The organism is Paraburkholderia silviterrae (assembly GCF_004353915.1).
Taxonomy (GTDB): domain Bacteria; phylum Pseudomonadota; class Gammaproteobacteria; order Burkholderiales; family Burkholderiaceae; genus Paraburkholderia; species Paraburkholderia silviterrae.
This window is the reverse complement of the sequence record NZ_SMRP01000003.1, coordinates 552851-575952: the sequence shown is the minus strand read 5'-3', so window position 1 is coordinate 575952 and position 23102 is coordinate 552851. Positions and strand designations below refer to the sequence as shown.

Sequence of the window (23102 nt, the reverse complement as noted above, 5' to 3'; positions counted from 1 at the left end):
ACAGAATCGCCATGTGCGGCGCTGCCTGGAAACCCGTTTTCGGGTTGCCGCGCCGCACGCTGGAACGATTAGTCGTTCTTGGTCTTGACGACTTTCTTGCCGCGGTAGTAGCCGTTCGGGCTGATGTGGTGACGCAGATGCACTTCACCCGTGCTCGGCTCGACAGCCAGCGGCGCGCCCGTGAGGAAATCGTGCGAGCGGTGCATACCGCGCTTCGACGGCGACTTCTTGTTTTGTTGAACTGCCATGATAACTCCTGAAAATTTTCCAAATTCTAACACAGCCCGATCCGGCCGCCGCCACCCTTAGGGGGTAGCCGGACTCCGGGACTGGGCCCACGAATTGATACTGCACGCCACCTGCAGCCACTCAGTAAACACTCAGTGCTTGCTGCCGGGACCGTCCTTCTTGAGCGATTCGAGCGCCGCAAACGGGTTGACGCGCTCTTCCGGCTCGATTTCCTGCTCCGGCACGTCGTCCACGGAATCCACGCCTTCCGCGCCGTCGGCACCCGAGGCAAGGCTTTCGTGAATTTCCGGACAAACTTCGTGCTTCGGCACGAGCGGCAGCGAGAGCAACAACTCCTCTTCGATCAAGTCGACGAGATCGAAATGGCGCGAGCCCACAATCACATCGAATTCATCGTCGTCGAGCGGAAACTCGTCCGCCTCTTCTTCCGTCTGGACGATGCGGAAGACGGTGTCCGCGTGGAACGCCTGCTCGTAAGGAGCGACGCACCGCTGACACGTAAGCCATGCGCCACCGTGAATCGCGAGCCGCAGATACGGCTGCGGCCCCTCGGTGCCGTCGTCCTGCAATTCCTGTTGCTTGAAGCCCTCGGCCTGCCACGTGAACGCGGTGTCGCGGTCTGGCGCCTCGGCCGGGACTTCGTTTAGCATGCGCGGCAACTGCGAGAGACGCACCGTGCCCGAGGCACTGCGGCCGCTACGCGCGAATTCGAAGATATCGACGTCGCGCGGATTGAGTGCGCTCTTGTCCTGCGCGCCCTTTTCCAACGCGGCGCCGGCAGGCTTGCCAGGATGTTCGGTCATTGCGCTCTCCTGCTCCAGAAGTACGGCCTGCAGACCATGGCAGGCATTGTAAAAAGCCGGACCATGCTGCCGAGCTGCATTCTTGATCTACCCGCTTGCAGCACCTGCTTCAATCGGCTCCGGTACGCTCAGGCACGCCGAGCTACGGATTGCCGCTCTCTTTAATGCACGTTTCAAACATTGGCCAAGGGCATTGACCAGCGCTTGCTCAAGACGCGCGAAGTGAGCGTACCGATGAAAAGCCCAAAATCATAGCGCCTTTATCTTTGCGAGTCAAACACTTAAGCTCACGCTCACAAGCCTCTGTGCGGCTTGAGTATTTCGGCAAATGCGTCGGCAAATGCGTCGGCAAAATCATCGGCAGGTCGGACGGGCCGCAATGAAATCCGCCCCCGTTTTTAACCACGCCTTTTGCGACAGTGATTGCCGAATGCCTTGCCCGCCAGTCGCCGCCCTACGACCCATTCTCACGATCCGACCATCATGCAGGAAACCGCTGCAACGGCCCCACAGACGGGCCGCCCCGCGCTGATTCTCGCCTCCAGTTCGCGCTACCGCCGCGAGCTGCTCGAGCGCCTGCGCATTCCTTTCGACACCGCCGTGCCAGCCATCGACGAAACGCCGCAGCCCGGCGAAACGCCCGAAGCCACGGCGCTGCGTCTCGCCGAGGTCAAGGCCCGTGCCGTGGCCGCCGCCCTGCCGGTCGGCACCGGGCGCGCGCTCGTGATCGGCTCCGACCAGGTGGCGACCTTCGACGGCCACCAGATCGGCAAACCGGGCACGCACGAGCGCGCGCTCGATCAGCTGCGCGCCATGCGCGGGCGCGAAGTGTTGTTCCATAGTGCGCTCAGTCTGCTCGACACCGCTACTGGCCAAACGGATACCGTCGATGTCGTGACCAAAGTCCGCTTTCGCGACCTGCCCGACGCCGCACTCGACGCCTATCTGCGCGCCGAGCAGCCCTACGACTGCGCGGGCAGCGCGAAATCGGAGGGGCTTGGCATCGCGCTGCTCGAAGCGATCGAATCCGACGACCCCACCGCACTGATCGGCCTGCCGCTCATCGCGCTCACGCGCATGCTGCTTGCCGCCGGCTATCCGCTACTGGCGCCGCAGGAGGCTCAGCCATGACCACGGGCACGCTCTACCTGATCCCGAATACGCTCGGCGAAGGCGACGACGCCGCGCTCGCCGCCGTTCTGCCCGCGCCCGTGCGCGAGCGCGCGGGCACACTGGCGAGCTATATCGGCGAAAACGCCAAGACCACGCGCGCGTTCCTGAAGCGCGTCGGCACCACGCGGCCGATCCAGGAGATCGAGATTCGCGAACTCAATGTCAACACGCCCGCGGGCGAGATCGACAGGCTGCTCGCGCCGCTGCTGGCCGGCATCGACACAGGGCTCGTCTCCGAAGCCGGCGTGCCCGCCGTGGCCGATCCGGGCGCCCTGCTGGTGCGACGCGCGCACGAGCGCGGCATCAAGGTCGTGCCGCTCGTCGGGCCGAGCTCGATCCTGCTCGCGCTGATGGCCTCGGGCCTGAACGGCCAGAGCTTCGCATTCCACGGCTACCTGCCTGTCGACGCGAACGAGCGCACGAAGAAGCTGCGCGAGCTGGAACAGACCTCTCGCAAGGCGAAGCAGACGCAGATCTTCATCGAAACGCCCTATCGCAACCGCCAACTGCTCGACGCGCTGCTCGCGACCTGCGCACCTTCCACGCTCGTGTGCGTGGCCGCCGACCTCACGCTGGCCACCGAGACGATCGTGAGCCGCGCCGTGTCCGAATGGAAGAAGAAGCCGGCGCCCGAGTTGCAAAAGCGGCCCGCGATCTTCCTGTTGCTGGCGAACTGAGCGCGTATCGGCGCATCGACGCATCGACGCATCGGCACTAGATCGAGTGCACGCCCGCTCAAAACACAACGGCCGCCGTGGATCAGACAGCGGCCGTTTTTACGTCGGCATGACCCTGCGCGCGGCGGATCAACGCACTGAGACCTTCCCGCCCGAGATCAGCGAATGCACGGCTGCCGAGCCGATGCTCGCCCCAAAGCGCTTCGCCACGCGGTCGGTGATGCCCTGCTTGACCGTGTAGTCGACGATGTCCGGTGCCTTGATGACCTCGCGCGCCACATAGTCGTTGTCGCCGAAACCGTCAGCGAGGCCGAGCTCGACGCTCTTCTGGCCGGTCCAGAAGAGGCCCGAGAAGACGTCCGGCGAGTCCTTCAGGCGCTGGCCGCGGCCCGCCTTCACGGCGTCGATGAACTGCTGGTGGATCTGGTCGAGCATCTCCTGCGCATGCGCGTCCATCTTCGGCGTATCCGGCGAGAACGGGTCGTAGAAGCCCTTGTTCTCGCCCGAGGTGCGCAGGCGGCGCTGGACGCCGAGCTTGTCCATCAGGCCCGTGAAGCCGAAGCCGTCCATCAGCACGCCGATCGAGCCGACGATGCTGGCCTTGTTGACATAGATCTTGTCGGCCGCGGCGGCGACGTAATAGCCGCCCGAGGCGCACATGTCGCCCACCACCACATAAAGCGGAATGGCCGGGTACTTCTTGCGCAGCCGGTGGATCTCGTCGTTGATGATGCCCGCTTGCACCGGCGAGCCGCCGGGGCTGTCGATGTGCAGGATCACGCCAGCGGTGCCGTCGTCGTCGAAGGCGCTGTCGAGCGCGCTGTTGATGTCCTCGGCGTTGGCTTGCGTATCCGACGAAATCTCGCCGTTGAGCGTGACGAGCGCCGTGTGGCGGCCGCCACTGTCCACGCGCGCGCCGGAAAGGTCGATGAGACTCCACGCGATCAGCAGCAGCACTGCGAGAAACGCAAAGCGGAAGAAGATCTTCCAGCGCCGCGCCGCGCGCTGCTCGTTGATCGCGGCTAGCGCAATGCGCTCGAGCGCCTCGCGCTCCCAGCCGGGCTTGCCGCCGTCGGCGCCATTGGCGCTGCCGGACTTCCCGGCGGGCGCGCGACGTGCCGGCTCGTTGGGATCAGGGGTCAGATTGTCGGACATGCGTGGGCAATGAAGATCAGGATGGGGTCGGACTCAAATCGTCGTCCGGCAGCCAGAATACCGCACGGCCCTCGGGCGTGTCGCGTTCCTCGACACGCACCGGGCGCAGCCGGGCGCCGCGGCACGGGCCGCCCACGCACTTGCCCGTGTCGGGCTGATAGATCGCGCCGTGCGTTGCGCACATGATATAGAGGCCCGATGACTCGAAGAACTGCCCTTCGACCCAATCGAGCTCCATGGGCACATGCGCGCAACGGTTCAGGTAGCCGTACACCTCGCCGCCGTAGCGCACAAAGAACACCACGGCGTCGCCGCCCGCGTAAGTCGCGCTCATGCGCTGGCCTGCGCCGCCTTCGACTAGCGCTTCGGCTGCGCACACGCGCACGGGGGCATGCTGCGTCGTCGCGCTCATCTGTGGATGCGCGCTCATGCGTGCTCCCGCAGCCAGGCGGCGAGCGCCGCCACGTCCGGCGCGATGTACTGCGGCGCGAGCACCTCCAGCGCACCCGGCGAATGGGCGCCGTAGGCCACGCCCACGCCCGCCGCGCCGGCGTTGGCGGCCATCTGCAGATCGTGGGTTGTGTCGCCGATCATCACCGTTCGGTTAAGATCCTGCCCCAATTCGCGCGTGAGTTCCTGCAGCATGGCCGGATGCGGCTTCGAGAAGGTCTCGTCGGCGCAACGGGTGCCGTCGAACAGGCTCGTGAGCCTCGCTTCGGCGAGCGCGCGGTTCAGCCCCACCCGGCTCTTGCCGGTCGCCACCGCAAGCAGATAGCCCGTGTCGCGCAGTTCGGCGAGCATCTCGCGCACGCCCGAGAACAGCTCGGTTTGCTGATCCTTCAGCAGGTAATGGACGCGGTAGCGCTCCACGAGGCGCGGATAATCGGCGGGGTCGAGCGTGGGCGCGGCAATCTGCAGCGCTTCGCGCAAGCCGAGGCCGATGACGTAGCTCGCGGCCTCGTCGCCGGGCACAGGCAGCCCCAGGTCGCGGCACGCGGCCTGGATGCTGCGGGTGATGTGGGCGGTCGAGTCCATCAGCGTGCCGTCCCAGTCGAACACAATCAGGTCAAATTGCTCTCGGGCCATGCGGTCCTTCTCCAAACACTGTTGTTCTTGAGTCCGGCTTGCTCCCCGGTTCATTGTGGCGTCGTTCGTGACGTCCGTGGTGGCGCCCGTCGTGACGCCGTGCCTTCATTCGGGTTGCGCGGCGGCGTGGTTCTCGCCTTCACCCGTCGCATCGCGCTGCGCGCGCAACTCGCCGACAAAGCGGCGCAGCTCGGGCGGCAGCGGTGCCTCGAATTGCAGCGGCGCGCCCGTGATCGGGTGCGTGAGCTTGAGCCGGTGCGCATGCAGGAACATGCGCTTGACGCCGGGTTTCGCGCCGTTGCGCGCGAGCGCCTTGTTGAGCGCGAAATCCCCGTACTTGGCGTCGCCGACGATCGGCAGGCCCAGGTGGGCCAGGTGCACGCGGATCTGATGCGTGCGGCCGGTCTTGAGCTCGGCCTCGACGAGCGCGTAGCCGGGCCAGCGCTCGACGAGATTGAACACCGTATGCGACGGCATCCCGTCGGGCTGCACGCGCACGCGACGCTCGCCTTCCGGGGTCAGATACTTATGAAGCGGCTCCTTGACAGCGCGCCGGCGCCCCCAGTCGCTCGCCCATTCTCCGTGGACGCACGCGTAATAGCGCTTGTCGGTCTTGTTCTCGCGCATCTGCTCGTGCAGGCCGACCAGCGCCGCGCGCTTTTTCGCGAGCATCAGCACGCCGGAGGTCTCGCGGTCGAGCCGGTGCACGAGCTCGAGGAACTTGGCATGCGGCCGCGCCTCGCGCAACTGCTCGATGACGCCGAAGGCCACGCCGCTGCCGCCATGCACGGCCACGCCGGCGGGCTTGTCGATGACGAGCAGCGCATCGTCCTCGTACAGCACGCTGAACTCCGCCGCGGGCACGGGTGTCGCGCCAGCTGCCTCGCTCGGCTGCGCGACGCGCATGGGCGGCACGCGCACGAGGTCGCCCAGCTCGAGCCGGTACTGCGCGTCGATGCGCCCCTTATTCACGCGCACTTCCCCGCTGCGCAGAATGCGATAGATGTGGCTCTTCGGCACGCCCTTACAGACGCGCAGCAAGAAATTGTCGATCCGCTGACCGGCGGCGCCTTCGTCGATCTCGACGAACGAAACCTGGTCGCTCGCGACCTGATTCTGGGATATTTTGCCTAACTCTTTCATTCTGAATATAATTTGCCCAGCGCTAACGCGACGGCAGGCCAAACGGCCAAAAAGGTCCTGATTCGCCCGACTCATACCCAAGGGCAGTTCGTCGGGATCTTGAACCGCGCAGCATGTGCAGGCGGCAAGCGATAAACCGACATTTTACTTGCGCCCGGGGCTGGTTGCTCACCCCGCCTGAAGAGATGCAACGAGTTGCACGCACGGAAATCCGCGCACGGCAGGGACGGCGCCCACAGGCACGTTCGGTCGAGACGGACTCCGACGGTAACGGAAGGTTGGTATAAAGAATTCATCCGGTGCGTCGCGCCGCGCGGTCGAAGTGATTCGAAGCGACCGCAGCCCGACGCGCTGGTGGCGAAAATACGGCGAGCGCCCGAAGCGTCCCGGCAACGTGCGGGACACGGCGACGTCAAAAGTGGCGAGACATCCCGAGGGGGAAGGCGGGCGTTCCTGAAAGCTTCCCGTGCGCGGCATGTGCTTGATGCTTCATGCCGCAAAGTAGATCCAGCCGGCAGCGCGCGCAGTTCGCGGCTGCGGCCCATGTCCTGTCGTGGTCGTGCATGGCGCAATTTGCCGCCAACGCACGCAACTCATGGCGATCAGGCGGCGGCGGGCGGATCGGAAGCGCAGGAAACCCGTGCCGTCGTTCTTTCCGCGGCACGTCTTGTCGCTTGTTGAAGACGTATTTCGCATGAGCCCACGCGGCCGTCCCTGGCAACGCAACGCCAGGCCGGGCGCCCGAAAGGCAATTCTCCCCGCCATCGTTCCTGCTCCAGCGTGCTTGTGAAAACACAATAAGGCGCGGCTTGCCGCTGCCCGTCCCTGTGCTGCCCGTCGAAGCGTCGGGCGCCTCAAAAGTCAGGGCCGCGCGCGAAGCCGCACTGGAGCCGTTCAATGAAACGAATGTTGTTCAACGCGACGCAGCAGGAAGAGCTGCGCGTCGCCATCGTCGATGGACAAAAGCTGATCGACATCGACATCGAAACCGCCGGGCGCGAACAGCGCAAAGGCAACATTTACAAGGGCATCGTCACGCGCATCGAGCCGTCGCTCGAAGCGTGTTTCGTCAACTACGGCGAAGACCGCCACGGCTTCCTGCCGTTCAAGGAAGTCGCCCGCCAGTACTTCCGCGAAGGCATCGACATGCGCGGCGCGCGCATTCAGGACGCCCTCAAGGAGGGTCAGGAGCTGATCGTCCAGGTCGAGAAGGAAGAGCGCGGCAACAAGGGCGCCGCACTCACCACGTTCATCTCGCTCGCCGGCCGCTACCTCGTCCTCATGCCGAACAACCCGCGCGGCGGCGGCGTCTCGCGCCGCATCGAGGGCGACGACCGCCAGGAGCTGCGCGAAACCATGGCGCAGCTGCAACTGCCGGAAGGCATGAGCATCATCGCGCGCACGGCCGGCATCGGCCGCTCCGCCGAAGAGCTCCAGTGGGACCTGAACTACCTGCTGCAACTGTGGCGCGCCATCGAAGCCGCGTCGCAGGCCGGCCAGTCCGGCCAGCCCATGCTGATCTACCTGGAATCGAGCCTCGTGATCCGCGCGATCCGCGACTACTTCCAGCCCGACATTGGCGAAATCCTCATCGACACCACCGAAATCTATGACCAGGCGCGCGCCTTCATGGATATCGTGATGCCGGACAATGTCAATAAGGTGAAGCGGTACCACGACGACGTGCCGCTCTTCTCGCGCTTCCAGATCGAGCACCAGATCGAGACGGCGTACTCGCGCACGGTGCCGCTGCCCTCGGGCGGCGCGATCGTGATCGACCACACCGAGGCGCTCGTCGCCATCGACGTGAACTCGGCGCGCGCCACCAAGGGCGCCGACATCGAGGAAACCGCCGCGCGCACCAACCTCGAAGCCGCCGACGAAGTCGCGCGCCAGCTGCGTCTGCGCGACCTGGGCGGCCTGATCGTGATCGACTTCATCGACATGGAGTCGGCCAAGAGCCAGCGCGAAGTCGAGCAGCGCCTGAAGGACGCGCTGCGCCACGACCGCGCCCGCGTGCAGATGGGCAAGATCTCGCGCTTCGGCCTGATGGAGCTCTCGCGCCAGCGCCTGCGCCCGGCCCTCTCGGAAGGCAGCCACGTCACCTGCCCGCGCTGCAACGGCACGGGCCATATCCGCGATACGGAATCGTCGGCGCTTCAGGTCCTGCGCATCATCCAGGAAGAGGCAATGAAGGAAAACACCGCGGCAATCCATTGCCAGGTGCCGGTCGAAGTGACCGCCTTCCTGCTCAACGAAAAGCGCGCGGAGATCAACAAGATCGAGTCGCGCTTCAAGGTCGGCGTGGTGCTGATCCCGAACAAGCACCTCGAAACGCCGCACTACAAGCTCGAGCGCCTGCGTCACGACGACACCCGCCTCGACGACCCGCGCGCCTCCTGGAAGATGGCCGAAGAGGCCGCGCGCGAGCTCGAGTCGGAGACCGGCTACAGCAAGCGCACGGCCGAACCCAAGCCGAAGCAGGAAGCCGCGGTGAAGGGCATCACGCCCGAGCGTCCGGCTCCCTCCGCGGCGGTCAAGCCGGTTGAAGCCGCTCCCGTGGGCGCGCCGGTCGCAGCCGCGCCGGCGGGCGGCGGCTTCTTCGCGTTCATCAAGCGTCTGTTTGGCGGCGCACCGGCTGCAGCCCCCGCTCCGGCTCCGGTCGAGCAGCAGGATAAGGCTGCCCGTCCGGCACGCGAAGCCCGCACCGAGCGCGGCGAGAAAGCCGGCGCTGGGGCCGGCTCCGCCGACCGCAACCGCAACCGCCGAAGCGGCGGCCGCGACGCGGCCGGCCGTGGCGAGGCCGCTAGCGGCACGCGCACCGGCCAGCCGTCGGGGCGCCGCGAAGAACGCGAGCCGCGTGAAGCACGCGAGGGTCGCGAAGGCCGTGAAGGCCGCGGCACCCGCGAGCCGCGTGACGCACGTGAGCCGCGTGAATCCCGTGAGCCGCGCGAACAACGCGAACCGCGTGAGGCACGCGAAGGCCGTGAGCCACGCGCCGAGCGCGAGCAGCGCATCGAGCGCGTCGAGCGCGGTCAGGAGCGCAGCGAGACTGCAGAAGCCGCACCGCGCGGCGAGCGCCAGGAGCGCCAGGAGCGCGGCGAGCGCCGTGAACGCGCCGAGCGTGGCGAACGCCGACGCCAGCAACCGCCCGAAGCCGCCGAGGCGCAGGAAGCACGCCTCGACGCCGCCAGCACCGAAGCCGACACCGCCGAAGCAGCCCAGGCCGCCCTCACCGACGGTGTGACCCACGCCGGTGCCGAGGAAGACAGCGCAACATCGCAAGGTGAAGAGCGCCGCCGCCGCCGCCGCGGCCGCCGCGGCGGTCGCCGCGAGCGCGATGCGGAAGGCACGCAAGGGCTCGAAGGCGCTGCTGGCGCCGATGAAGGCAGCGACGAAAGCACCGACGAAGCGGCCGTTGCCGCGCCTGCGGGCGAGCAAGCTGCCGAGCGCGTCGAAGCCCAGGCCGAAGCCCATGCGCCGGAAGCCGCCGTTCATGCTTCCGTCGCCGAGGCCGTGGTCGTGACCGCCCTGCCGGTCGCAACCGCCGCTGCTGCCGAAGCCGCGCAAGCGGAGCAACCTGCGCAAGTGATCGAAACGTCGGTCGCCGAAGCGTCGGTCGCCGAAGCGTCGGTCGCCGTGACGGCCGCGCCGGTCGAGACCACGGCTGAGGCCGCTACCGAATCGGCGGCGCCTGCTGCCGTACCGGCCGCGCCCGTCGTCGAACCGGTTGCTGCCGCCACGCCGGTTGAGGCCGAGCCGGCCAAGACTGCCGCTGCGCCGGTGGCCGAAGCCGCAACGCCTGCAGCGCCCATCGTGGAGCCCGCTGCTGCCGAAACGCTGGCGGTCCGCGAAGACCGCGTCGAAGCGCCGCCCGCAGCAGCTGCCGAGCCGGCCGTCGTCGCTCAGCCCGAGCCGGTCGAAACGCGCGTCGAAGCAGTTGTGGCGCACGCCGAAACCGCAACGGTGATTGCCGAGACCGCGACCCAGCGTCACACGCAAGCCGGCGCGGCCGACACGGCCGACACGCTGCGTCCGATGCTGGAATCGGCTGGCCTCGAGTGGGTCAACACCGACTCCGTCAAGCTGCGCGCCGCGCAGGACGCCGCCGCGCAACTGGTGAAGCCCGCGCGTGTGCCGCGCGAGCGCAAGCCGCTGCCGCCGGCTGACAGCGCGCCGATGCAGCAGGTGGAAACGACCCGCCAGCCGTAACCGCCGCGCGAGCGCTGCCTGAGCGGATGAGCCGCCCAGGCAGCCGCTAGATTGAACAGCACCCCAAAAGTTGGCCACTGGTCCAACCTTTGGGGTGTTTTTTATTGCGAAGGCTGAACCAGAAGCAAGCGAAAGGCAGGACAGCCTGGAATGCGGACCAGTGCAAATGCGACCGTGTGACTCACGATCCAGGTCGGTCAGATTTCAACCGGCTTGACGCACAGCCAGTAATCCGCCAGACGCAGTCGTGAAACTGAGTGGAAACACATACCATGCCCGTTGGTGAGGCTTGCGTCATATGACGCGCCAATTTCTGGAAAAGTGACGATGCGGCGCTGAAAGTCCCGCGTTTGGAGATTCAATGATGGGGCACGCATGGGTTCGTCGGGGTATCGTGGCGGGTGCGCTGCTGGCGACAGGAGCCTTAGCCGTCGTGGCGATCGGTGCCGGTAACTCACCGGCGGGATACCGCGCCGACGGGACACCTTCTGGCACCACGCCTCCCTCCGTCGCGGCGGCCTCTGCGTCGCCTGGCGCAGAGGCAACCCCCACCGCTTCGAAGATCGCAACAGCGGATGGCGCAGCCACCCCTGCGCCGCTCACGACCCAAGCTATGACGCCAGTCCGGGTGGCGCTACCTCCGGCCGGGACGCCCATGTCTCAAGCGATCAAAATGATCCAGGATCAAGCAGCCATTGCTCTCGCCGCGAACCCGGCCGTTGAGCCGCACGATGCGCTCGGCGGCCCTCCGGTATTTCCGGCGGGTTTTGACTTTGGCGCGGCTAGCCCGCCCGCCACTGCGCCGAGCGAGTGCACCAAGGCCAGGCGGATCGTTTGCGTGGATAAAACCACCTATACCGCTACGGTGTACGAAAGCGGCAAGCCGCAGTGGGCGTTTTACGTTCGTCCGGGGGACGCGCGTGGCCCCCGCTATCTAACGGGGGAAGGTTACGGCCGTATTACCCACAAGAGCCGTAATCACGTGTCCAGCATTTACGGCACGCCGATGCCGTATGCGATGTTTATTTCGTGGGACGCCTCCCCTGCCACGGGCGAAGCCTTCCATTTGTCGTATCAGTTCCAGTCGGAAGGGTATTACGGGGCAAGCCACGGATGTATGGGCGTGGGTTCCGAAGCGGCCATGAAGCGACTCTGGGACAGCAGCCCCAAAGGCACACGGATATTCGTCTATCGCACCTGACGGTGCGTGACAGGATGTCGTCAAGTTGATGCACCGCCGCGCACGGAGAGCATCGCTTCTGACGGCCAGGCGCCGGCTGATATATCAAATTGGCAATGGGCAAAGCGCGGTTGGGCTAAAATCGAGCTATCGCGAGTACGAGCCCACCATGTCCAGACGCATCATCCCTGTTGCCGACGTCCGTTCGCTGCCGCCCAGCCCGGCCGCAGAGGCCGTGCGCGCGCCGTCCGGCGAGCTGTTCGACACCCTCGCGCGACCGCTGCACGACCTGCGCATCTCCGTCACGGACCGCTGCAACTTCCGCTGCGTCTACTGCATGCCGCGCGCGGTTTTCGACAAGGACTACCCGTTCCTGCCGCATTCAGCGCTGCTTTCGCTCGAAGAAATCGAACGTCTTGCGCGGCTTTTCGTCGCGCATGGCGTTACCAAGATTCGCCTGACCGGGGGCGAGCCGCTCCTGCGCAAGAACATCGAATTCCTGATCGAGCGTCTCGCGAAGCTGCGCACGCGAGGGGGCGAGCCGCTCGACCTCACGCTCACGACCAATGGCTCGCTGCTCGCGCGCAAGGCGCGCGCATTGCGCGACGCGGGCCTCACGCGCGTCACGGTGAGCCTCGACGCGCTCGACGACGCCCTCTTTCGCCGCATGAACGACGCCGACTTCGCGGTCGCCGACGTGCTCAATGGCATTGCGGTCGCGCAAACCGTGGGGCTCTCGCCGCTCAAGGTCAACATGGTCGTCAAGCGCGGCACCAACGACAGCGAGATCGTGCCGCTCGCGCGCCACTTCCGCGGTTCGGGCGTGACCTTGCGCTTTATCGAATACATGGACGTGGGCACCTCGAACGGCTGGAACATGACCGAGGTGCTGCCGTCGGCCGACGTGGTCGCACGCATCGCCGAGCACTTCCCGCTCGTTCCGCTGGAAGCGCATAACGCAGCCGAAACGGCGCAGCGCTGGGCCTACGCTGACGGCGCCGGCGAAATCGGCGTGATTTCGAGCGTCACGCGCGCGTTCTGCGGCGACTGCACGCGCGCGCGCCTGTCGACCGAAGGCAAGCTGTATCTGTGCCTGTTCGCCTCGACGGGCTACGACCTGCGCGCGTTGCTGCGCGGCGAGGCCAGCGACGCCGCCATCTCGGCCACGATTGCGCAGATCTGGGAGCAGCGCGCCGACCGCTATTCGCAGCTGCGCGGCAGCGAGGCTGCCCCGGCTGTGGGCGAAGAGCGCCGTATCGAAATGTCCTATATCGGCGGCTGATACGCCGATGCCCCCGACCTCGCCTGCCCCCGCCATCCCCGCCGCCGCACTCACCGGCCTCGTGCTCGCGGGCGGCCGCGGCCAGCGCATGGGCGGCGTCGACAAAGGTCTGCAGCGCCTGCACGGCAAGCCGCTTGCCGCACACGTGTTGGCGCGCCTCGCGCCCCAGGTGGGCGCCCTCGCCATCAGCGCGAACCGCAACCGCGATGTCTATGCCGAACTCGGCGCACCGTGGCAGGCGCAGGTGATCGCCGATACGCTGCCCGACTACCCCGGCCCGCTCGCGGGACTGCTTGCCGGCCTGCGGGCGGCCCGCACCGAATGGCTGCTGAGCGCGCCCTGCGATTCGCCGTGGCTGCCAGCCGATCTCGGCGCACGGCTGGCCGAAGCGGCACGCGCGCAAAGCACGCTGATCGCCACGGCAACGACAGCGAACGCGGCCGGTGAAGTCAGCCTGCACCCCGTCTTCGCACTCGTCCACACCTCGCTCGCCAGCGACCTCGCGGCGTTTCTGGACGCGGGCGAGCGCAAGGTGCGTGCGTGGTACGCGCGCCACACGGCGGCCGAAGTGGCCTTTGCCGACGAGCGTGCGTTTTACAATGTCAATTCCTTACAGGAACTTGCCGACCTCGACCGTGCCTGACGAGCGCCACCGGCTTGACCGCGACCGCCCGCCACCGGCCTGATGCACGTCCCCCTGGACGATCGCCGCACCCATCGTGCGGATGCGACGCTTCTCCACTCCATGACCACGCTTAACAGTATTTCCGGTAGCGCAGGAAGCCTTAGCCAGTTCGATCCCCAAGCCTTGCCCGTCAGTGCCGCCCAGGCCATCGTGCTCCAGTGGGCGACGCCGCAAGTGCCAAGCGAGCGCGTGCCGTTGCGCGATGCGCTCGCGCGCGTGCTCGCCTCTGACGTGATCTCGCCGATCGACGTGCCCGCGCACGACAACTCGGCCATGGATGGCTACGCTTTCGACAGCGCGTCGCTGCTAGTACACGATGCCGCATCCAGTGGCGCGACGCTCACGTTGAACGTGGCCGGCAAGGCATTCGCCGGCCATCCGTACACGGGCGCCATCGCACCGCGCGCGTGTGTGCGCATCATGACAGGGGCGCCGATGCCCGCCGGCTGCGACACCGTCGTGCCGCAGGAGCGCGTGGAGTGCAGCGGGAGCACGGCGGGAGAAGAAGCCGCAGCCGGGTCGCTCGCTGAAGCGGTCACCGAATCGATCACATTCCGCGCCGACGCCGTGACGCCCGGCGCGAACCGCCGCCGCAAGGGCGAAGATCTCGCACGCGGCAATGCGGCGCTGCGCGCGGGCCGCGTGCTGCGCGCGAGCGACATCGGCTTGATGGCCTCGCTCGGCATCGTCGACGTGGCGGTGCGGCGGCGCCTGCGCGTGGCGTACTTTTCGACCGGCGACGAACTGCGCTCGCCCGGCGAGCCGCTCGATCCCGGCTGCATTTACGACAGCAATCGCTATACGCTCGGCGCGATGCTCCAGCGCCTGAACGTCGAGCCGATCGACCTCGGCGTGGTGCGCGACGACCCCGAATCGCTTGCAGCCACGCTCAAGGCAGCCGCTGAAAGCGCCGACGTCGTGTTGACCTCGGGCGGCGTCTCGGTCGGCGAAGCCGATTTCACGCGCACGCAGTTGCAGACGCTCGGCGACGTGTCCTTCTGGGGCCTCGCAATGCGTCCGGGCCGCCCGCTCGCGTTCGGCCGCATCTGGTCAGGCGGCCGCCCAGGCGCTGGACGCGCGGCACTCCTGTTCGGATTGCCAGGCAACCCCGTCGCAACGATGGTCGCGTTCTATCAGATCGTGCGTCCCGCCCTGATCGCGATGTCGGGCGCAACGCCGCAGCCTGTGCCGCTCATTCCGGCACGCTGCGACGCGCCCATCAGGAAGCGCCCGGGCCGCACCGAGTTCCAGCGCGGCGTCGCCGAACGCGATGCGCAGGGCCAGTGGCACGTCGCACCCACGGGCTCGCAAAGCTCCGGCGCGCTCAGCACGATGAGCGAGGCGAACTGCTTCATCGTGCTCGCCCACGAAAGCGCCGACCTCGATGCCGGCGACGCCGTCGACATCATGCTCTTCGACGGCCTCGTCTAGCGCGGCGCTCATGGCCAGCCACCGCATCGTTCAACATAATTCAACGTCCACAGCGACGTCTCATCGACCTACGGACCGACTCACATGAAAAAACAGATTTCGTTCATCGCCGCCGGGCAGACCGCGAAGGCCCTCATCCTCGTGTACCTGACCTTCAGCGTGCCGGTCGTGCTGCTCGTCGCGGTGGTCGCATTTTTCCGTAATGGCACCTTCGAACTCAGCACCGTGTTCAGCGCGCTGATCCTCAATGCGATCGTGGGCTTCGTGCTGCTGTGGATCGCCTGCCATCTGTACAACTGGGTCGCCGCGCGCTTCGGCGGCATCGAGATCCATCTCTCCGATGTCCAGGAGGAAGCGTAATGAGCGCCACGATCCGCGCGGCCACGCCCGCCGATGTCGACGCCATGCACGCACTGATGTACGAGCTCGCCGAGTTCGAAAAGCTCACGCACCTCTTCACCGGCACACCCGAAGGGCTCGCCGATGCACTGTTCGGCGCGCGTCCGTCGGCCGAGGCGCTCGTGGCCGAAGAGGCAGGCCGTATCGTCGGCTATGCGCTCTTCTTCCATAACTACTCGACCTTCCTCGGACGCCGCGGGCTCTATCTCGAAGATCTCTACGTGCAGCCTTCACAGCGCGGCACGGGACTCGGCACGGCCATGCTGCGCGCGCTCGCGGCCATCGCCGTCGAGCGCCAGTGCGGCCGCTTCGAGTGGACCGTGCTCGACTGGAACGAGCCGGCCATCCGCTTCTACGAGAAGATGGGCGCAACCGTCCTGCCCGACTGGCGTGTGGTGCGCGTGACGGGCGACGCGCTCGACCAGCTTGCGGCACCGGCCGAGCGGGTCGCGAGCTAAGGCACAAGCAGCGAAAAAACGGGCCGCCCGCAGCGATCTGCGGGCGGCCCGTTTTTTTGTGTCCCGCTCAATGCGCGCGATCGCGCAGCGTGTGCCTCACTCGTCACCGTTCTCGCCGTTGCTGAGGACGTCGCCGAGCAGGTTCGACGCCGCCTCGCCGGGCAACGCCTCGACATCGCGCAACTTGCGGCTCATCGCGCGCGTGCGCACTTCGGCGGCTTCGATCGAGCGCGTCACCGTTTCCAGCTGCGATTTCGTGCGCGCGAGCACCTCGCCGAACTTGCCGAACTCCGTCTTCACCGCGCCAAGCACCTGCCAGACCTCGCTGGAGCGTTTCTCGATGGCAAGCGTGCGAAAACCCATCTGCAGACTGTTGAGCAGCGCCGTCAGCGTGGTCGGGCCCGCGACGCTCACGCGGTAATCTCGCTGCAAAAGGTCAGTGAGGCCGGGACGGCGCAGGATCTCGGCATAGAGCCCTTCGGTGGGCAGGAACAGCAGCGCAAAGTCGGTCGTGTGCGGCGGCGCGACGTATTTTTCGGCGATGGTGCGTGCCTCGGCGCGCACGCGTGCCTCAAGCGCGCGGCCCGCCTCCTCGATGCCGTTAGCGTCGGCACGCTCCTGCGCGTCGATGAGCCGCTCGTAGTCCTCGCGCGGAAACTTGGCGTCGACGGGTAGCCACACCGGCGCGCTATCGGAGGCTGAAGCGGAGCCGCCGTCCTGAAGCCCGCGCCCCGGCAGCCGGATCGCGAACTCCACGCGCTCGCTGCTGCCCGGCACCGTCGCGACATTTTTTGCGAACTGGTCGGGCGTGAGCATCTGCTCGAGCAGCGCTTCGAGCTGCACTTCGCCCCACGTGCCGCGCGTCTTGACGTTCGTCAGCACTTTTTTCAGATCGCCGACACCGGCCGCGAGCGACTGCATTTCTCCCAGCCCGCGATGCACCTGCTCCAGTCGGTCGGAGACGAGCTTGAACGATTCGCCCAGACGCTGCTCGAGCGTCGCGTGCAGCTTTTCGTCGACGGTGCGGCGCATTTCTTCGAGCTTCGCCGCATTGTTCGCTTCGATGTCCTTCAGGCGCTGTTCGAGCGTCGCGCGCACCTCGGAGAGGCGGCGGTCGTTCGCCTCGGTCAACTGCACGATTTGCTGGCCGAGCACGTTGCCGAAATGGCGCAGTGCCTGGCCTTGCTCGTCGCGTGACTGTTGCGCCTGCAACTGCTGGCTCTGGCGCACGGCGTCGAGCTGCTGCGCGTTGCTCTCGGTGAGCTTCGCGAGCTGCTGCGCGAAGCTATCGAGCTGGCCGTTCTGCACGGTCGCAATGCTCGTGAGGTGCGCGGCGAGCGCCTGCTGCACCTGCGCAAAGCCGCCGCCGAACTCGCTGCGCGAGGCCTGCGCGGTACGCGCAATCTCATTGCGCAGCTCGCGCTCGATGCGCTCGGCGGCACGCGCCTGCGTGTCGGTCGAACCGGCGATGCGGTCGCTGAGCTGGTCGATTGCGTCGAGCGTGGCTTCGGCGCGCTCGTCGTCGTGCGCGCCGCGGCGCGCGCGCATCAATAACACGATCGCGCATAACAGCGCGAGCGCGAGGACGAGCGTCGCAACCGCCATCAACGGCGCGGCGCTCATGAACGCGCTTTCCCCATCACGTCAGGATTGATCGGATTGGGCGGCTGACCCGCGCGCGGGCCCTCGCCCAGCGCGGCAATCAGATTGTCGGCAGCGAGGTTCGCCATCGCACGGCGCGTGCCCTCGCTCGCGCTCGCGATGTGCGGCGTGAGCACCACGTTGTCGACCGTGAGCAGTGCCGGGTGCACGCTCGGCTCGCCTTCGAACACATCGAGGCCCGCGGCGGCGATCTGGCGCGTGCGCAGCGCCTCGGCCAGCGCCGCGTCGTCGACGATGCCGCCGCGCGCGATGTTCGTGAGCGTGGCCGTGGGCTTCATCAGCGCGAGCTCCGCCGCGCCGATCGTGTGGTGGTTCGCCGGCACATACGGCAGCACGAGCACGACGTGATCGGCCTCCTTGAGGAGCGCCTCTTTCGTGCGGTACTCGGCGTTCAGCTCAGCCTCGAGCTCGGGCGCGACGCGCGAGCGGTTGTGATAGATCACGCGCATGTTGAAGCCGCGCGCGCGGCGCGCGAGCGCCTGACCGATGCGGCCCATGCCGATCACGCCGAGCGTCGAGCCGTGCACGTCCGTGCCCATGAACATGTCGAAGGACCACTTCTGCCACTTGCCCGCACGCAGGAAGTGCTCCGATTCGGCCACGCGCCGCGCGGCCGCCATCATCAGCGCCCAGCCGAAGTCGGCCGTGGTTTCGTTGAGCACGTCAGGCGTGTTGGTGCCGAGCACGTTGGCGGCGTTCAAGGCCGCCATGTCGAAGTTGTTGTAGCCCACCGCCATGTTCGCGACCACGCGCAGGCGCGGCGCCGCGGCCAGCGTCGTTGCGTCGATTGGGTCGCCCATGGTGAGCGCGCCGTCCTTGTCGGCGAGCCGCGCGTTGAGTGCGTCGGCGGACAGCGTCTCGCCGTTGTTCCAGTCGACGTCGAAGTACTGCTTGAGACGATCGATCACGTCCGGAAAGATCGGGCGCGCCACGAGAATTTTTTGCATCGTTGCTCTCCACACTTCAGAGGTTGATCCGCTTGCCTGGAATGGATCCGCCGGTTGCGGCTGTCCGCCATTGTCCCGCGCGAAGGGGCGCCAACGGAAGCCTGCCGGACGGCTGATGTGAATTCGGCCGCGAGTCAGGCCACGAAGGACGGCTAAACCAGCCGGCTAGACGAGCTAGGCGAGCGAGGCGAGCCAGGCGAGCTAGACGAAAAAGAGCCAGGTCGCCACGGCGAACGCCGGCAGCAACACCACGCAGGACCAGCCAAGATAGCCGAAGAAGCCCGGCATGCGCACGCCGCGCTGCTGCGCGATCGCCTTCACCATGAAGTTCGGCGCGTTGCCGATATAGGTCATCGCGCCCATCCAGACAGCACCGGCCGAGATCGCCGCGAGCGTTTTCGCGCCGCCCGTCATGAGCGATTGCGCGTCGCCGCCCGCGAGATTGAAGAACACGAGATAGGTGGGCGCGTTGTCGAGGAACGACGAGAGGACGCCCGTCGCCCAGAAATACAGCGCGTCGTTGGGGCGCCCCGGCGCGTCGTTCACGAACTGGATCAGCTGCGCGAACGCGCCTGCCTCCCCCGCGCGCAGCATCGCGATGACGGGCGTGATCGTGACGAAGATGCCCGCGAACAGCTTCGCCACCTCGGCGATAGGCGCCCAGTCGAAGCCGTTGTCCGCACGCGCCTTGCGCGACGCGAAGACGAGCGATACGACCGACAACGCGATCAGCCCCACGTCGCGCACGAGATTCTGCAACTCGATGCGCGTGCCCGGCAACGCGATGCCGATGTCCGGCTTCCAGACGCCGCTCATCAGCACGAGCGCGATGGCGAGCGCCAGCAGCACGAAGTTGAACTTGCCGCCGACGTGAAGCGGCGGCCTGTCCGGCGTCGGATCGAGAATCGCCGCGCGCACCTCGCCCGAACGACGGAAGTACCACGAATCGAGCAAATAGAAAACGGCGAGCAGCACGGCGCAAACGAACAGCATCGGCAGCGCGAGATGCTGCGTAGTCCAGAAGAAACCCACGCCGTTGAGAAAGCCGAGGAAAAGCGGCGGGTCGCCGAGCGGCGTGAGCGAGCCGCCCGCGTTGGCGGCGAGAAAGATGAAGAACACTACGACGTGGACGTTGTGGCGCCGGTTGTCGTTCGCGCGCAAGAGCGGCCGGATCAGCAGCATCGCGGCGCCGGTCGTGCCCATCACGCTCGCGAGCGCGGTGCCGAGCGCGAGAATCGCCGTATTCGTGCGCGGCGAGCCGCGCAGATTGCCGTACACGCAGATGCCGCCCGATATCGTATAGAGCGCGCCGAGCAAAACGATGAACGGCACGTACTCGTCGACGAGCGCATGCAGGAACAGCGGCCAGGCGGCCGAAAACCCGTGCGTCGCCGCGAACGGCAGCAAAAACGCGAGCGCCCAGGCCGCCGAGATCTTGCCGAAGTGGTGATGCCAGAACGTGGCCGCAAACATCGGAAAGAGCGCGATCGACAGCAGCATGCACGCGAATGGGAGGCCCCAGGTCGCGGAAAGCGTCGCGCCATCCACGCCAGCCGCGTGCGCCGCGGGTGCAATCGTCACGCCGAGTGCCGCGACGATCCCGGCGAGCGCATGGCGCGAGAGAAACGCAAAAAAACGCATGGGTCGCGCGGCCCCGCCCTTCCCGCGCCGCGCGCCTTCGGTGCGCGCAGCGCGCTCGACTGTGTCAAACGTCATGCGCCCTGCACGACGATGACATGCACGCGATACGGCCCGTGCGCGCCGAGGACGATGGTCTGCTCGATATCGCCGGTGCGCGACGGCCCCGAAACGAAGTTGACCGCACGGGGCAGTTCGCCGCGTTCGGCGCGCATGAGCGCGAAGGCGTCCTCGTGGCCGGCGACGATGCGCGACGCGGGCACGACGGCAATGTGCGTCTCGGGCAGCAACGCGCCCGAGGCCCACGTCTGCGGGCTCGAAAGCAGGACCAGTGTGCCCGTTTCGGCGGTCGCGCAAAAGCATCCGGTGAGGCCGACGAGATCGCGATCCTCGGGCTTGCGAAATTCGACGCTCAAGCCCGCGCCGGCCCAGTCGAACGATTCGAGCGTTTGCCAGGCCACCGCTTGCGTGGATAACCCGAGCGACGCGAGATAGCGCGCGGCGGCTGCGGGCACATCGGCGAGCTGCGCGACTTCGTCGACGCTCGAAGCCATTTTCTTCGCCTCGGCCACGAAGCGCGCGACGAGATCGCCTTCGAGCGGCGGACGCGGTCCAGGCGGATGACGCGCGAGGTAGTCGGCGACGGCTTCGCGCTCGTGCGCGGCGGGCGTCGCGTCGCGGCCCTGCGCCGCGCGGATGCGCGCGAGTATGCTGCGGCGGGCGGCCGTGGTGTCGACCTTGGAGTCCATACGCGTCCTCGAAAAATGAAGAAAAGCGACGCGCCGATTATACCGGGGCGTCGCTGTTCTTCTGGCGCGGCTCGCGTGCGCGCAACGCGCGCCGAGCGCGGATGGCAGGCGTGCGGCGCGCAGGCGAGTGAACGCCCGATGTGCGGCGCTTACTTGCTCGCGAGCTCTTCTTCCGTGGGCTGCTCGATGCCGAACACCTGGCGCAAATAGGCCAGATAGGCCTTGTCGTCGCACATGTTCTTGCCCGGCGAATCGGAGAGCTTGGCAACGGGCTGGCCATTGCAGCGGACCATCTTGATGACGATCTGCAGCGGCTGATAGCCGAGGTCATTGGTGAGATTGGTGCCGACACCGAACGCGAGGCGACAGCGGTCCTTGAAGCGCTCGTAAAGGCGCAGCACCTTGGGAATGTCGAGCGCGTCCGAGAAGATCATGGTCTTCGTGCGCGTGTCGCAACGGTTGTCCTCGTAGTGCTTGAGCAGGCGCTCGCCCCACTCGAACGGGTCGCCCGAGTCGTGGCGCGCGCCGTCGAAGAGCTTGCAGAAGTACATATCGAAGTCGCGCAGGAAGGCCTGCATGCCGTAGACGTCCGAGAGCGCGATGCCGAGGTCGCCGCGATACTCCTTCGCCCACATCTCGAAGCCGTAGATCTGCGAATCGCGCAGGCGCGGGCCGAGCGCCTGGCACGCCTGCAGATACTCGTGCGCCATGGTGCCGAGCGGCGTGAGGTTGTGCTTCATCGCGTAGTAGACGTTGCTCGTGCCCGTGAACTGCTCGGCCAGGTCCTCCTTGAGCGTGAGGATCACCTCCTCGTGCCAGCGCTTCGAGAAGCGGCGCCGCGTGCCGTAGTCGGCGATCTTGCAGTCGGCGAACTCGGGCTTCGCGCCGAGCAGTTCGATCTTGTGGCGCAGACGCTCGCGGCCCTCTTCGTACTGCGGATGATGCTGCGTGTTGCGGAAATAGACCTCGTTGACGATGGCGAGCACTGGAATCTCGAAGAGGATCGTGTGCAGCCACGGCCCCTTGATCTCGATGTCGATTTCGCCGTTGCCCCTGGGCGAGGGCAGAACAGAGATGTACTTCTCGTTCAGATGGAAGAGCGCGAGGAAATCGATGAAATCGCTCTTGATGAAGCGCATCTTGCGCAGATAGTCGAGCTCGGGCTCGGCAAAGCGCAGCCTGCAAAGCTTCTGGATCTCGCCGCGGATTTCATCGACGTAAGGGACGAGATCGATTTCGGGTGTACGGCAGCGGAAGCGGTATTCCACGTTGGCCGCGGGGAAATGATGCAGCACCACCTGCATCATCGTGAATTTGTACAGATCGGTATCGAGCAGCGAAGTAATGATCATGATGGGCGAGCCGGACTGCTATCGGAGGGCGCGCGCCTCGCTTGCCGGCCGCCTTGCCTTGCGAAGGCGAGGCGGCGTCGCCGCAAACGGCATGCGCCAGTGATGCGCCAATGTTACCCGAATGAGCCCACGCCAAGCCGCCAGCGCCGCAGCTCCATGCGCGCGCAAGGGGCAAGAAGCGAAAAAAGCGCAAAACCTCGCGCGAGACCGGGCCATTGATCGTGTGTCCCCAGCGCAGCGCATAAACTAATCACGAAACGATCTAAGCAGCGCTGCGGAGGTCTGGCTGAGAAAAATCGGCATCAGTTACAATATTGGTTTTGGCGAACTGCCAACCCCCGATACAAAGCATGCAGGAGCTGCCTGAATGACCCACGTTGTGACCGAAAGCTGCATCAAGTGCCGCTATACCGACTGCGTCGATGTGTGCCCGGTGGACTGCTTTCGCGAAGGTCCCAACTTCCTCGCGATCGACCCGGACGAGTGCATCGACTGCGCCGTGTGCGTTGCCGAATGCCCGGTGAACGCCATCTACGCCGAAGAGGACGTGCCTGGCGACCAGCAGCACTTCACTGAGCTGAACGCCGAACTGGCGAAGGCATGGCCGAGCATCACCAAGACCAAGGCGCCGCTGCCCGAAGCCGACGAATTCAAGGACGTGAAGGACAAGCTCGCGCTGCTCGCGCGCTGAGCGTCCGCCTCCGGGGCTGTCGTCATCCTGAAACCCTGCCCTCCTTGCGGCGGGGTGAATAAGAAGATGGCGACAGGGTGTTGACAGACTCCGCCAGACCTCATAGAATCTCGTTCTCTGCTTTTGTTGA

General features: G+C 66.5%; 21 protein-coding genes. 10 read left to right on the top strand and 11 right to left on the bottom strand.

Annotated elements, in window-relative coordinates; translation table 11 throughout:
* Positions 1–68 precede the first annotated feature (68 nt).
* Together rpmF and EYW47_RS10090 are read right to left on the bottom strand one after the other, a co-directional pair.
* Positions 69–248, bottom strand: a complete 180-nt coding sequence (rpmF, locus tag EYW47_RS10095; RefSeq protein ID WP_018441573.1) for a 50S ribosomal protein L32 — start codon at positions 246–248, stop codon at positions 69–71.
* 132 nt (positions 249–380) lie between these two features.
* On the bottom strand, positions 381–1052 hold the full coding sequence (locus EYW47_RS10090) for a YceD family protein (RefSeq protein ID WP_133194698.1): 672 nt from the start codon (positions 1050–1052) through the stop codon (positions 381–383).
* 483 nt (positions 1053–1535) lie between these two features.
* On the opposite strand from EYW47_RS10090, the gene EYW47_RS10085 reads away from it, so the two are divergent.
* The gene (locus EYW47_RS10085; RefSeq protein WP_133194697.1) at positions 1536–2183 is read left to right on the top strand and encodes a Maf-like protein; all 648 of its coding nucleotides are present in this window, start codon (positions 1536–1538) and stop codon (positions 2181–2183) included.
* Positions 2180–2902 carry an SAM-dependent methyltransferase gene (locus EYW47_RS10080; RefSeq protein WP_133194696.1) on the top strand — a complete coding sequence of 241 codons (723 nt, stop codon included), beginning with the start codon at positions 2180–2182 and terminating at the stop codon, positions 2900–2902. Before EYW47_RS10085 ends, EYW47_RS10080 begins: the two co-directional genes overlap by 4 nt.
* Positions 2903–3031: 129 nt before the next feature.
* Here the strand turns inward: EYW47_RS10080 and EYW47_RS10075 are convergent, their stop codons facing one another.
* The 4 genes from EYW47_RS10075 to EYW47_RS10060 all read right to left on the bottom strand — a co-directional run bounded on the left by EYW47_RS10075 (position 3032) and on the right by EYW47_RS10060 (position 6286).
* Positions 3032–4057, bottom strand: coding sequence for a S49 family peptidase (locus tag EYW47_RS10075; RefSeq protein ID WP_133194695.1), 1026 nt, complete (start codon positions 4055–4057; stop codon positions 3032–3034).
* A 16-nt stretch (positions 4058–4073) separates the two neighbouring features.
* A complete protein-coding gene (locus EYW47_RS10070) occupies positions 4074–4487 on the bottom strand; it encodes a Rieske (2Fe-2S) protein (protein WP_165976521.1) in 414 nt (137 codons plus the stop codon).
* A complete protein-coding gene (locus tag EYW47_RS10065) occupies positions 4484–5143 on the bottom strand; it encodes an HAD-IIIA family hydrolase (protein WP_133194694.1) in 660 nt (219 codons plus the stop codon). The genes EYW47_RS10070 and EYW47_RS10065 overlap by 4 nt, the downstream gene beginning before the upstream one ends.
* A 105-nt stretch (positions 5144–5248) precedes the next feature.
* Positions 5249–6286, bottom strand: a complete 1038-nt coding sequence (locus tag EYW47_RS10060; RefSeq protein ID WP_133194693.1) for an RluA family pseudouridine synthase — start codon at positions 6284–6286, stop codon at positions 5249–5251.
* Positions 6287–7183: 897 nt separating this feature from the next.
* Here EYW47_RS10060 and EYW47_RS10055 point away from each other — a divergent pair.
* The 7 genes from EYW47_RS10055 (at position 7184) to EYW47_RS10025 (ending at position 15933) form a co-directional block, all read left to right on the top strand.
* The gene (locus EYW47_RS10055; RefSeq protein ID WP_133194692.1) at positions 7184–10498 is read left to right on the top strand and encodes an Rne/Rng family ribonuclease; all 3315 of its coding nucleotides are present in this window, start codon (positions 7184–7186) and stop codon (positions 10496–10498) included.
* A 655-nt stretch (positions 10499–11153) separates the two neighbouring features.
* On the top strand, positions 11154–11699 hold the full coding sequence (locus EYW47_RS10050) for a L,D-transpeptidase (RefSeq protein ID WP_165976520.1): 546 nt from the start codon (positions 11154–11156) through the stop codon (positions 11697–11699).
* A gap of 148 nt (positions 11700–11847) precedes the next feature.
* Positions 11848–12960, top strand: coding sequence for a GTP 3',8-cyclase MoaA (moaA, locus tag EYW47_RS10045; protein WP_133194690.1), 1113 nt, complete (start codon positions 11848–11850; stop codon positions 12958–12960).
* A 7-nt stretch (positions 12961–12967) separates the two neighbouring features.
* Entirely contained in the window at positions 12968–13603 is a 636-nt protein-coding gene (mobA, locus tag EYW47_RS10040) for a molybdenum cofactor guanylyltransferase MobA (RefSeq protein ID WP_133194689.1), read from the top strand.
* A gap of 102 nt (positions 13604–13705) precedes the next feature.
* On the top strand, positions 13706–15076 hold the full coding sequence (moeA, locus tag EYW47_RS10035; protein ID WP_133194688.1) for a molybdopterin molybdotransferase MoeA: 1371 nt from the start codon (positions 13706–13708) through the stop codon (positions 15074–15076).
* 84 nt (positions 15077–15160) lie between these two features.
* Positions 15161–15436, top strand: a complete 276-nt coding sequence (locus EYW47_RS10030; RefSeq protein WP_133194687.1) for a hypothetical protein — start codon at positions 15161–15163, stop codon at positions 15434–15436.
* A complete protein-coding gene (locus EYW47_RS10025) occupies positions 15436–15933 on the top strand; it encodes a GNAT family N-acetyltransferase (protein WP_133194686.1) in 498 nt (165 codons plus the stop codon). Before EYW47_RS10030 ends, EYW47_RS10025 begins: the two co-directional genes overlap by 1 nt.
* A gap of 96 nt (positions 15934–16029) precedes the next feature.
* Here the strand turns inward: EYW47_RS10025 and EYW47_RS10020 are convergent, their stop codons facing one another.
* The 5 genes from EYW47_RS10020 to pncB all read right to left on the bottom strand — a co-directional run bounded on the left by EYW47_RS10020 (position 16030) and on the right by pncB (position 22281).
* Complete coding sequence (locus EYW47_RS10020; protein ID WP_165976526.1) at positions 16030–17538, bottom strand: DNA recombination protein RmuC; 1509 nt, start codon at positions 17536–17538, stop codon at positions 16030–16032.
* Between the two features lie 14 nt (positions 17539–17552).
* Entirely contained in the window at positions 17553–18542 is a 990-nt protein-coding gene (locus EYW47_RS10015) for a 2-hydroxyacid dehydrogenase (protein WP_133194684.1), read from the bottom strand.
* A 201-nt stretch (positions 18543–18743) separates the two neighbouring features.
* Positions 18744–20258 (bottom strand): sodium:proton antiporter, encoded by a 1515-nt coding sequence (locus EYW47_RS10010; protein WP_377784835.1) that lies wholly within the window; start codon positions 20256–20258, stop codon positions 18744–18746.
* Positions 20255–20929, bottom strand: a complete 675-nt coding sequence (locus EYW47_RS10005; RefSeq protein ID WP_133194683.1) for a LutC/YkgG family protein — start codon at positions 20927–20929, stop codon at positions 20255–20257. The genes EYW47_RS10010 and EYW47_RS10005 overlap by 4 nt, the downstream gene beginning before the upstream one ends.
* A gap of 149 nt (positions 20930–21078) precedes the next feature.
* Positions 21079–22281, bottom strand: a complete 1203-nt coding sequence (gene pncB / locus EYW47_RS10000; protein WP_133194682.1) for a nicotinate phosphoribosyltransferase — start codon at positions 22279–22281, stop codon at positions 21079–21081.
* 367 nt (positions 22282–22648) lie between these two features.
* Between pncB and fdxA the strand changes: the two genes are divergently transcribed.
* Positions 22649–22972 (top strand): ferredoxin FdxA, encoded by a 324-nt coding sequence (gene fdxA, locus EYW47_RS09990; RefSeq protein ID WP_133194681.1) that lies wholly within the window; start codon positions 22649–22651, stop codon positions 22970–22972.
* The last annotated feature ends 130 nt before the right edge of the window (positions 22973–23102 follow it).

Coding starts and splice junctions, on each gene's coding strand:
- EYW47_RS10075 (WP_133194695.1), bottom strand. CDS start 4,057: ATGTCCGACAATCTGACCCCTGATCCCAACGAGCCGGCACGTCGCGCG.
- EYW47_RS10020 (WP_165976526.1), bottom strand. CDS start 17,538: ATGGCGGTTGCGACGCTCGTCCTCGCGCTCGCGCTGTTATGCGCGATC.
- moeA (WP_133194688.1), top strand. CDS start 13,706: ATGACCACGCTTAACAGTATTTCCGGTAGCGCAGGAAGCCTTAGCCAG.
- mobA (WP_133194689.1), top strand. CDS start 12,968: ATGCCCCCGACCTCGCCTGCCCCCGCCATCCCCGCCGCCGCACTCACC.
- fdxA (WP_133194681.1), top strand. CDS start 22,649: ATGACCCACGTTGTGACCGAAAGCTGCATCAAGTGCCGCTATACCGAC.
- EYW47_RS10010 (WP_377784835.1), bottom strand. CDS start 20,258: ATGACGTTTGACACAGTCGAGCGCGCTGCGCGCACCGAAGGCGCGCGG.
- EYW47_RS10015 (WP_133194684.1), bottom strand. CDS start 18,542: ATGCAAAAAATTCTCGTGGCGCGCCCGATCTTTCCGGACGTGATCGAT.
- EYW47_RS10060 (WP_133194693.1), bottom strand. CDS start 6,286: ATGAAAGAGTTAGGCAAAATATCCCAGAATCAGGTCGCGAGCGACCAG.
- EYW47_RS10025 (WP_133194686.1), top strand. CDS start 15,436: ATGAGCGCCACGATCCGCGCGGCCACGCCCGCCGATGTCGACGCCATG.
- EYW47_RS10030 (WP_133194687.1), top strand. CDS start 15,161: ATGAAAAAACAGATTTCGTTCATCGCCGCCGGGCAGACCGCGAAGGCC.
- EYW47_RS10080 (WP_133194696.1), top strand. CDS start 2,180: ATGACCACGGGCACGCTCTACCTGATCCCGAATACGCTCGGCGAAGGC.
- EYW47_RS10090 (WP_133194698.1), bottom strand. CDS start 1,052: ATGACCGAACATCCTGGCAAGCCTGCCGGCGCCGCGTTGGAAAAGGGC.
- pncB (WP_133194682.1), bottom strand. CDS start 22,281: ATGATCATTACTTCGCTGCTCGATACCGATCTGTACAAATTCACGATG.
- moaA (WP_133194690.1), top strand. CDS start 11,848: ATGTCCAGACGCATCATCCCTGTTGCCGACGTCCGTTCGCTGCCGCCC.
- EYW47_RS10065 (WP_133194694.1), bottom strand. CDS start 5,143: ATGGCCCGAGAGCAATTTGACCTGATTGTGTTCGACTGGGACGGCACG.
- EYW47_RS10050 (WP_165976520.1), top strand. CDS start 11,154: ATGTCTCAAGCGATCAAAATGATCCAGGATCAAGCAGCCATTGCTCTC.
- EYW47_RS10055 (WP_133194692.1), top strand. CDS start 7,184: ATGAAACGAATGTTGTTCAACGCGACGCAGCAGGAAGAGCTGCGCGTC.
- EYW47_RS10085 (WP_133194697.1), top strand. CDS start 1,536: ATGCAGGAAACCGCTGCAACGGCCCCACAGACGGGCCGCCCCGCGCTG.
- EYW47_RS10005 (WP_133194683.1), bottom strand. CDS start 20,929: ATGGACTCCAAGGTCGACACCACGGCCGCCCGCCGCAGCATACTCGCG.
- EYW47_RS10070 (WP_165976521.1), bottom strand. CDS start 4,487: ATGAGCGCGCATCCACAGATGAGCGCGACGACGCAGCATGCCCCCGTG.
- rpmF (WP_018441573.1), bottom strand. CDS start 248: ATGGCAGTTCAACAAAACAAGAAGTCGCCGTCGAAGCGCGGTATGCAC.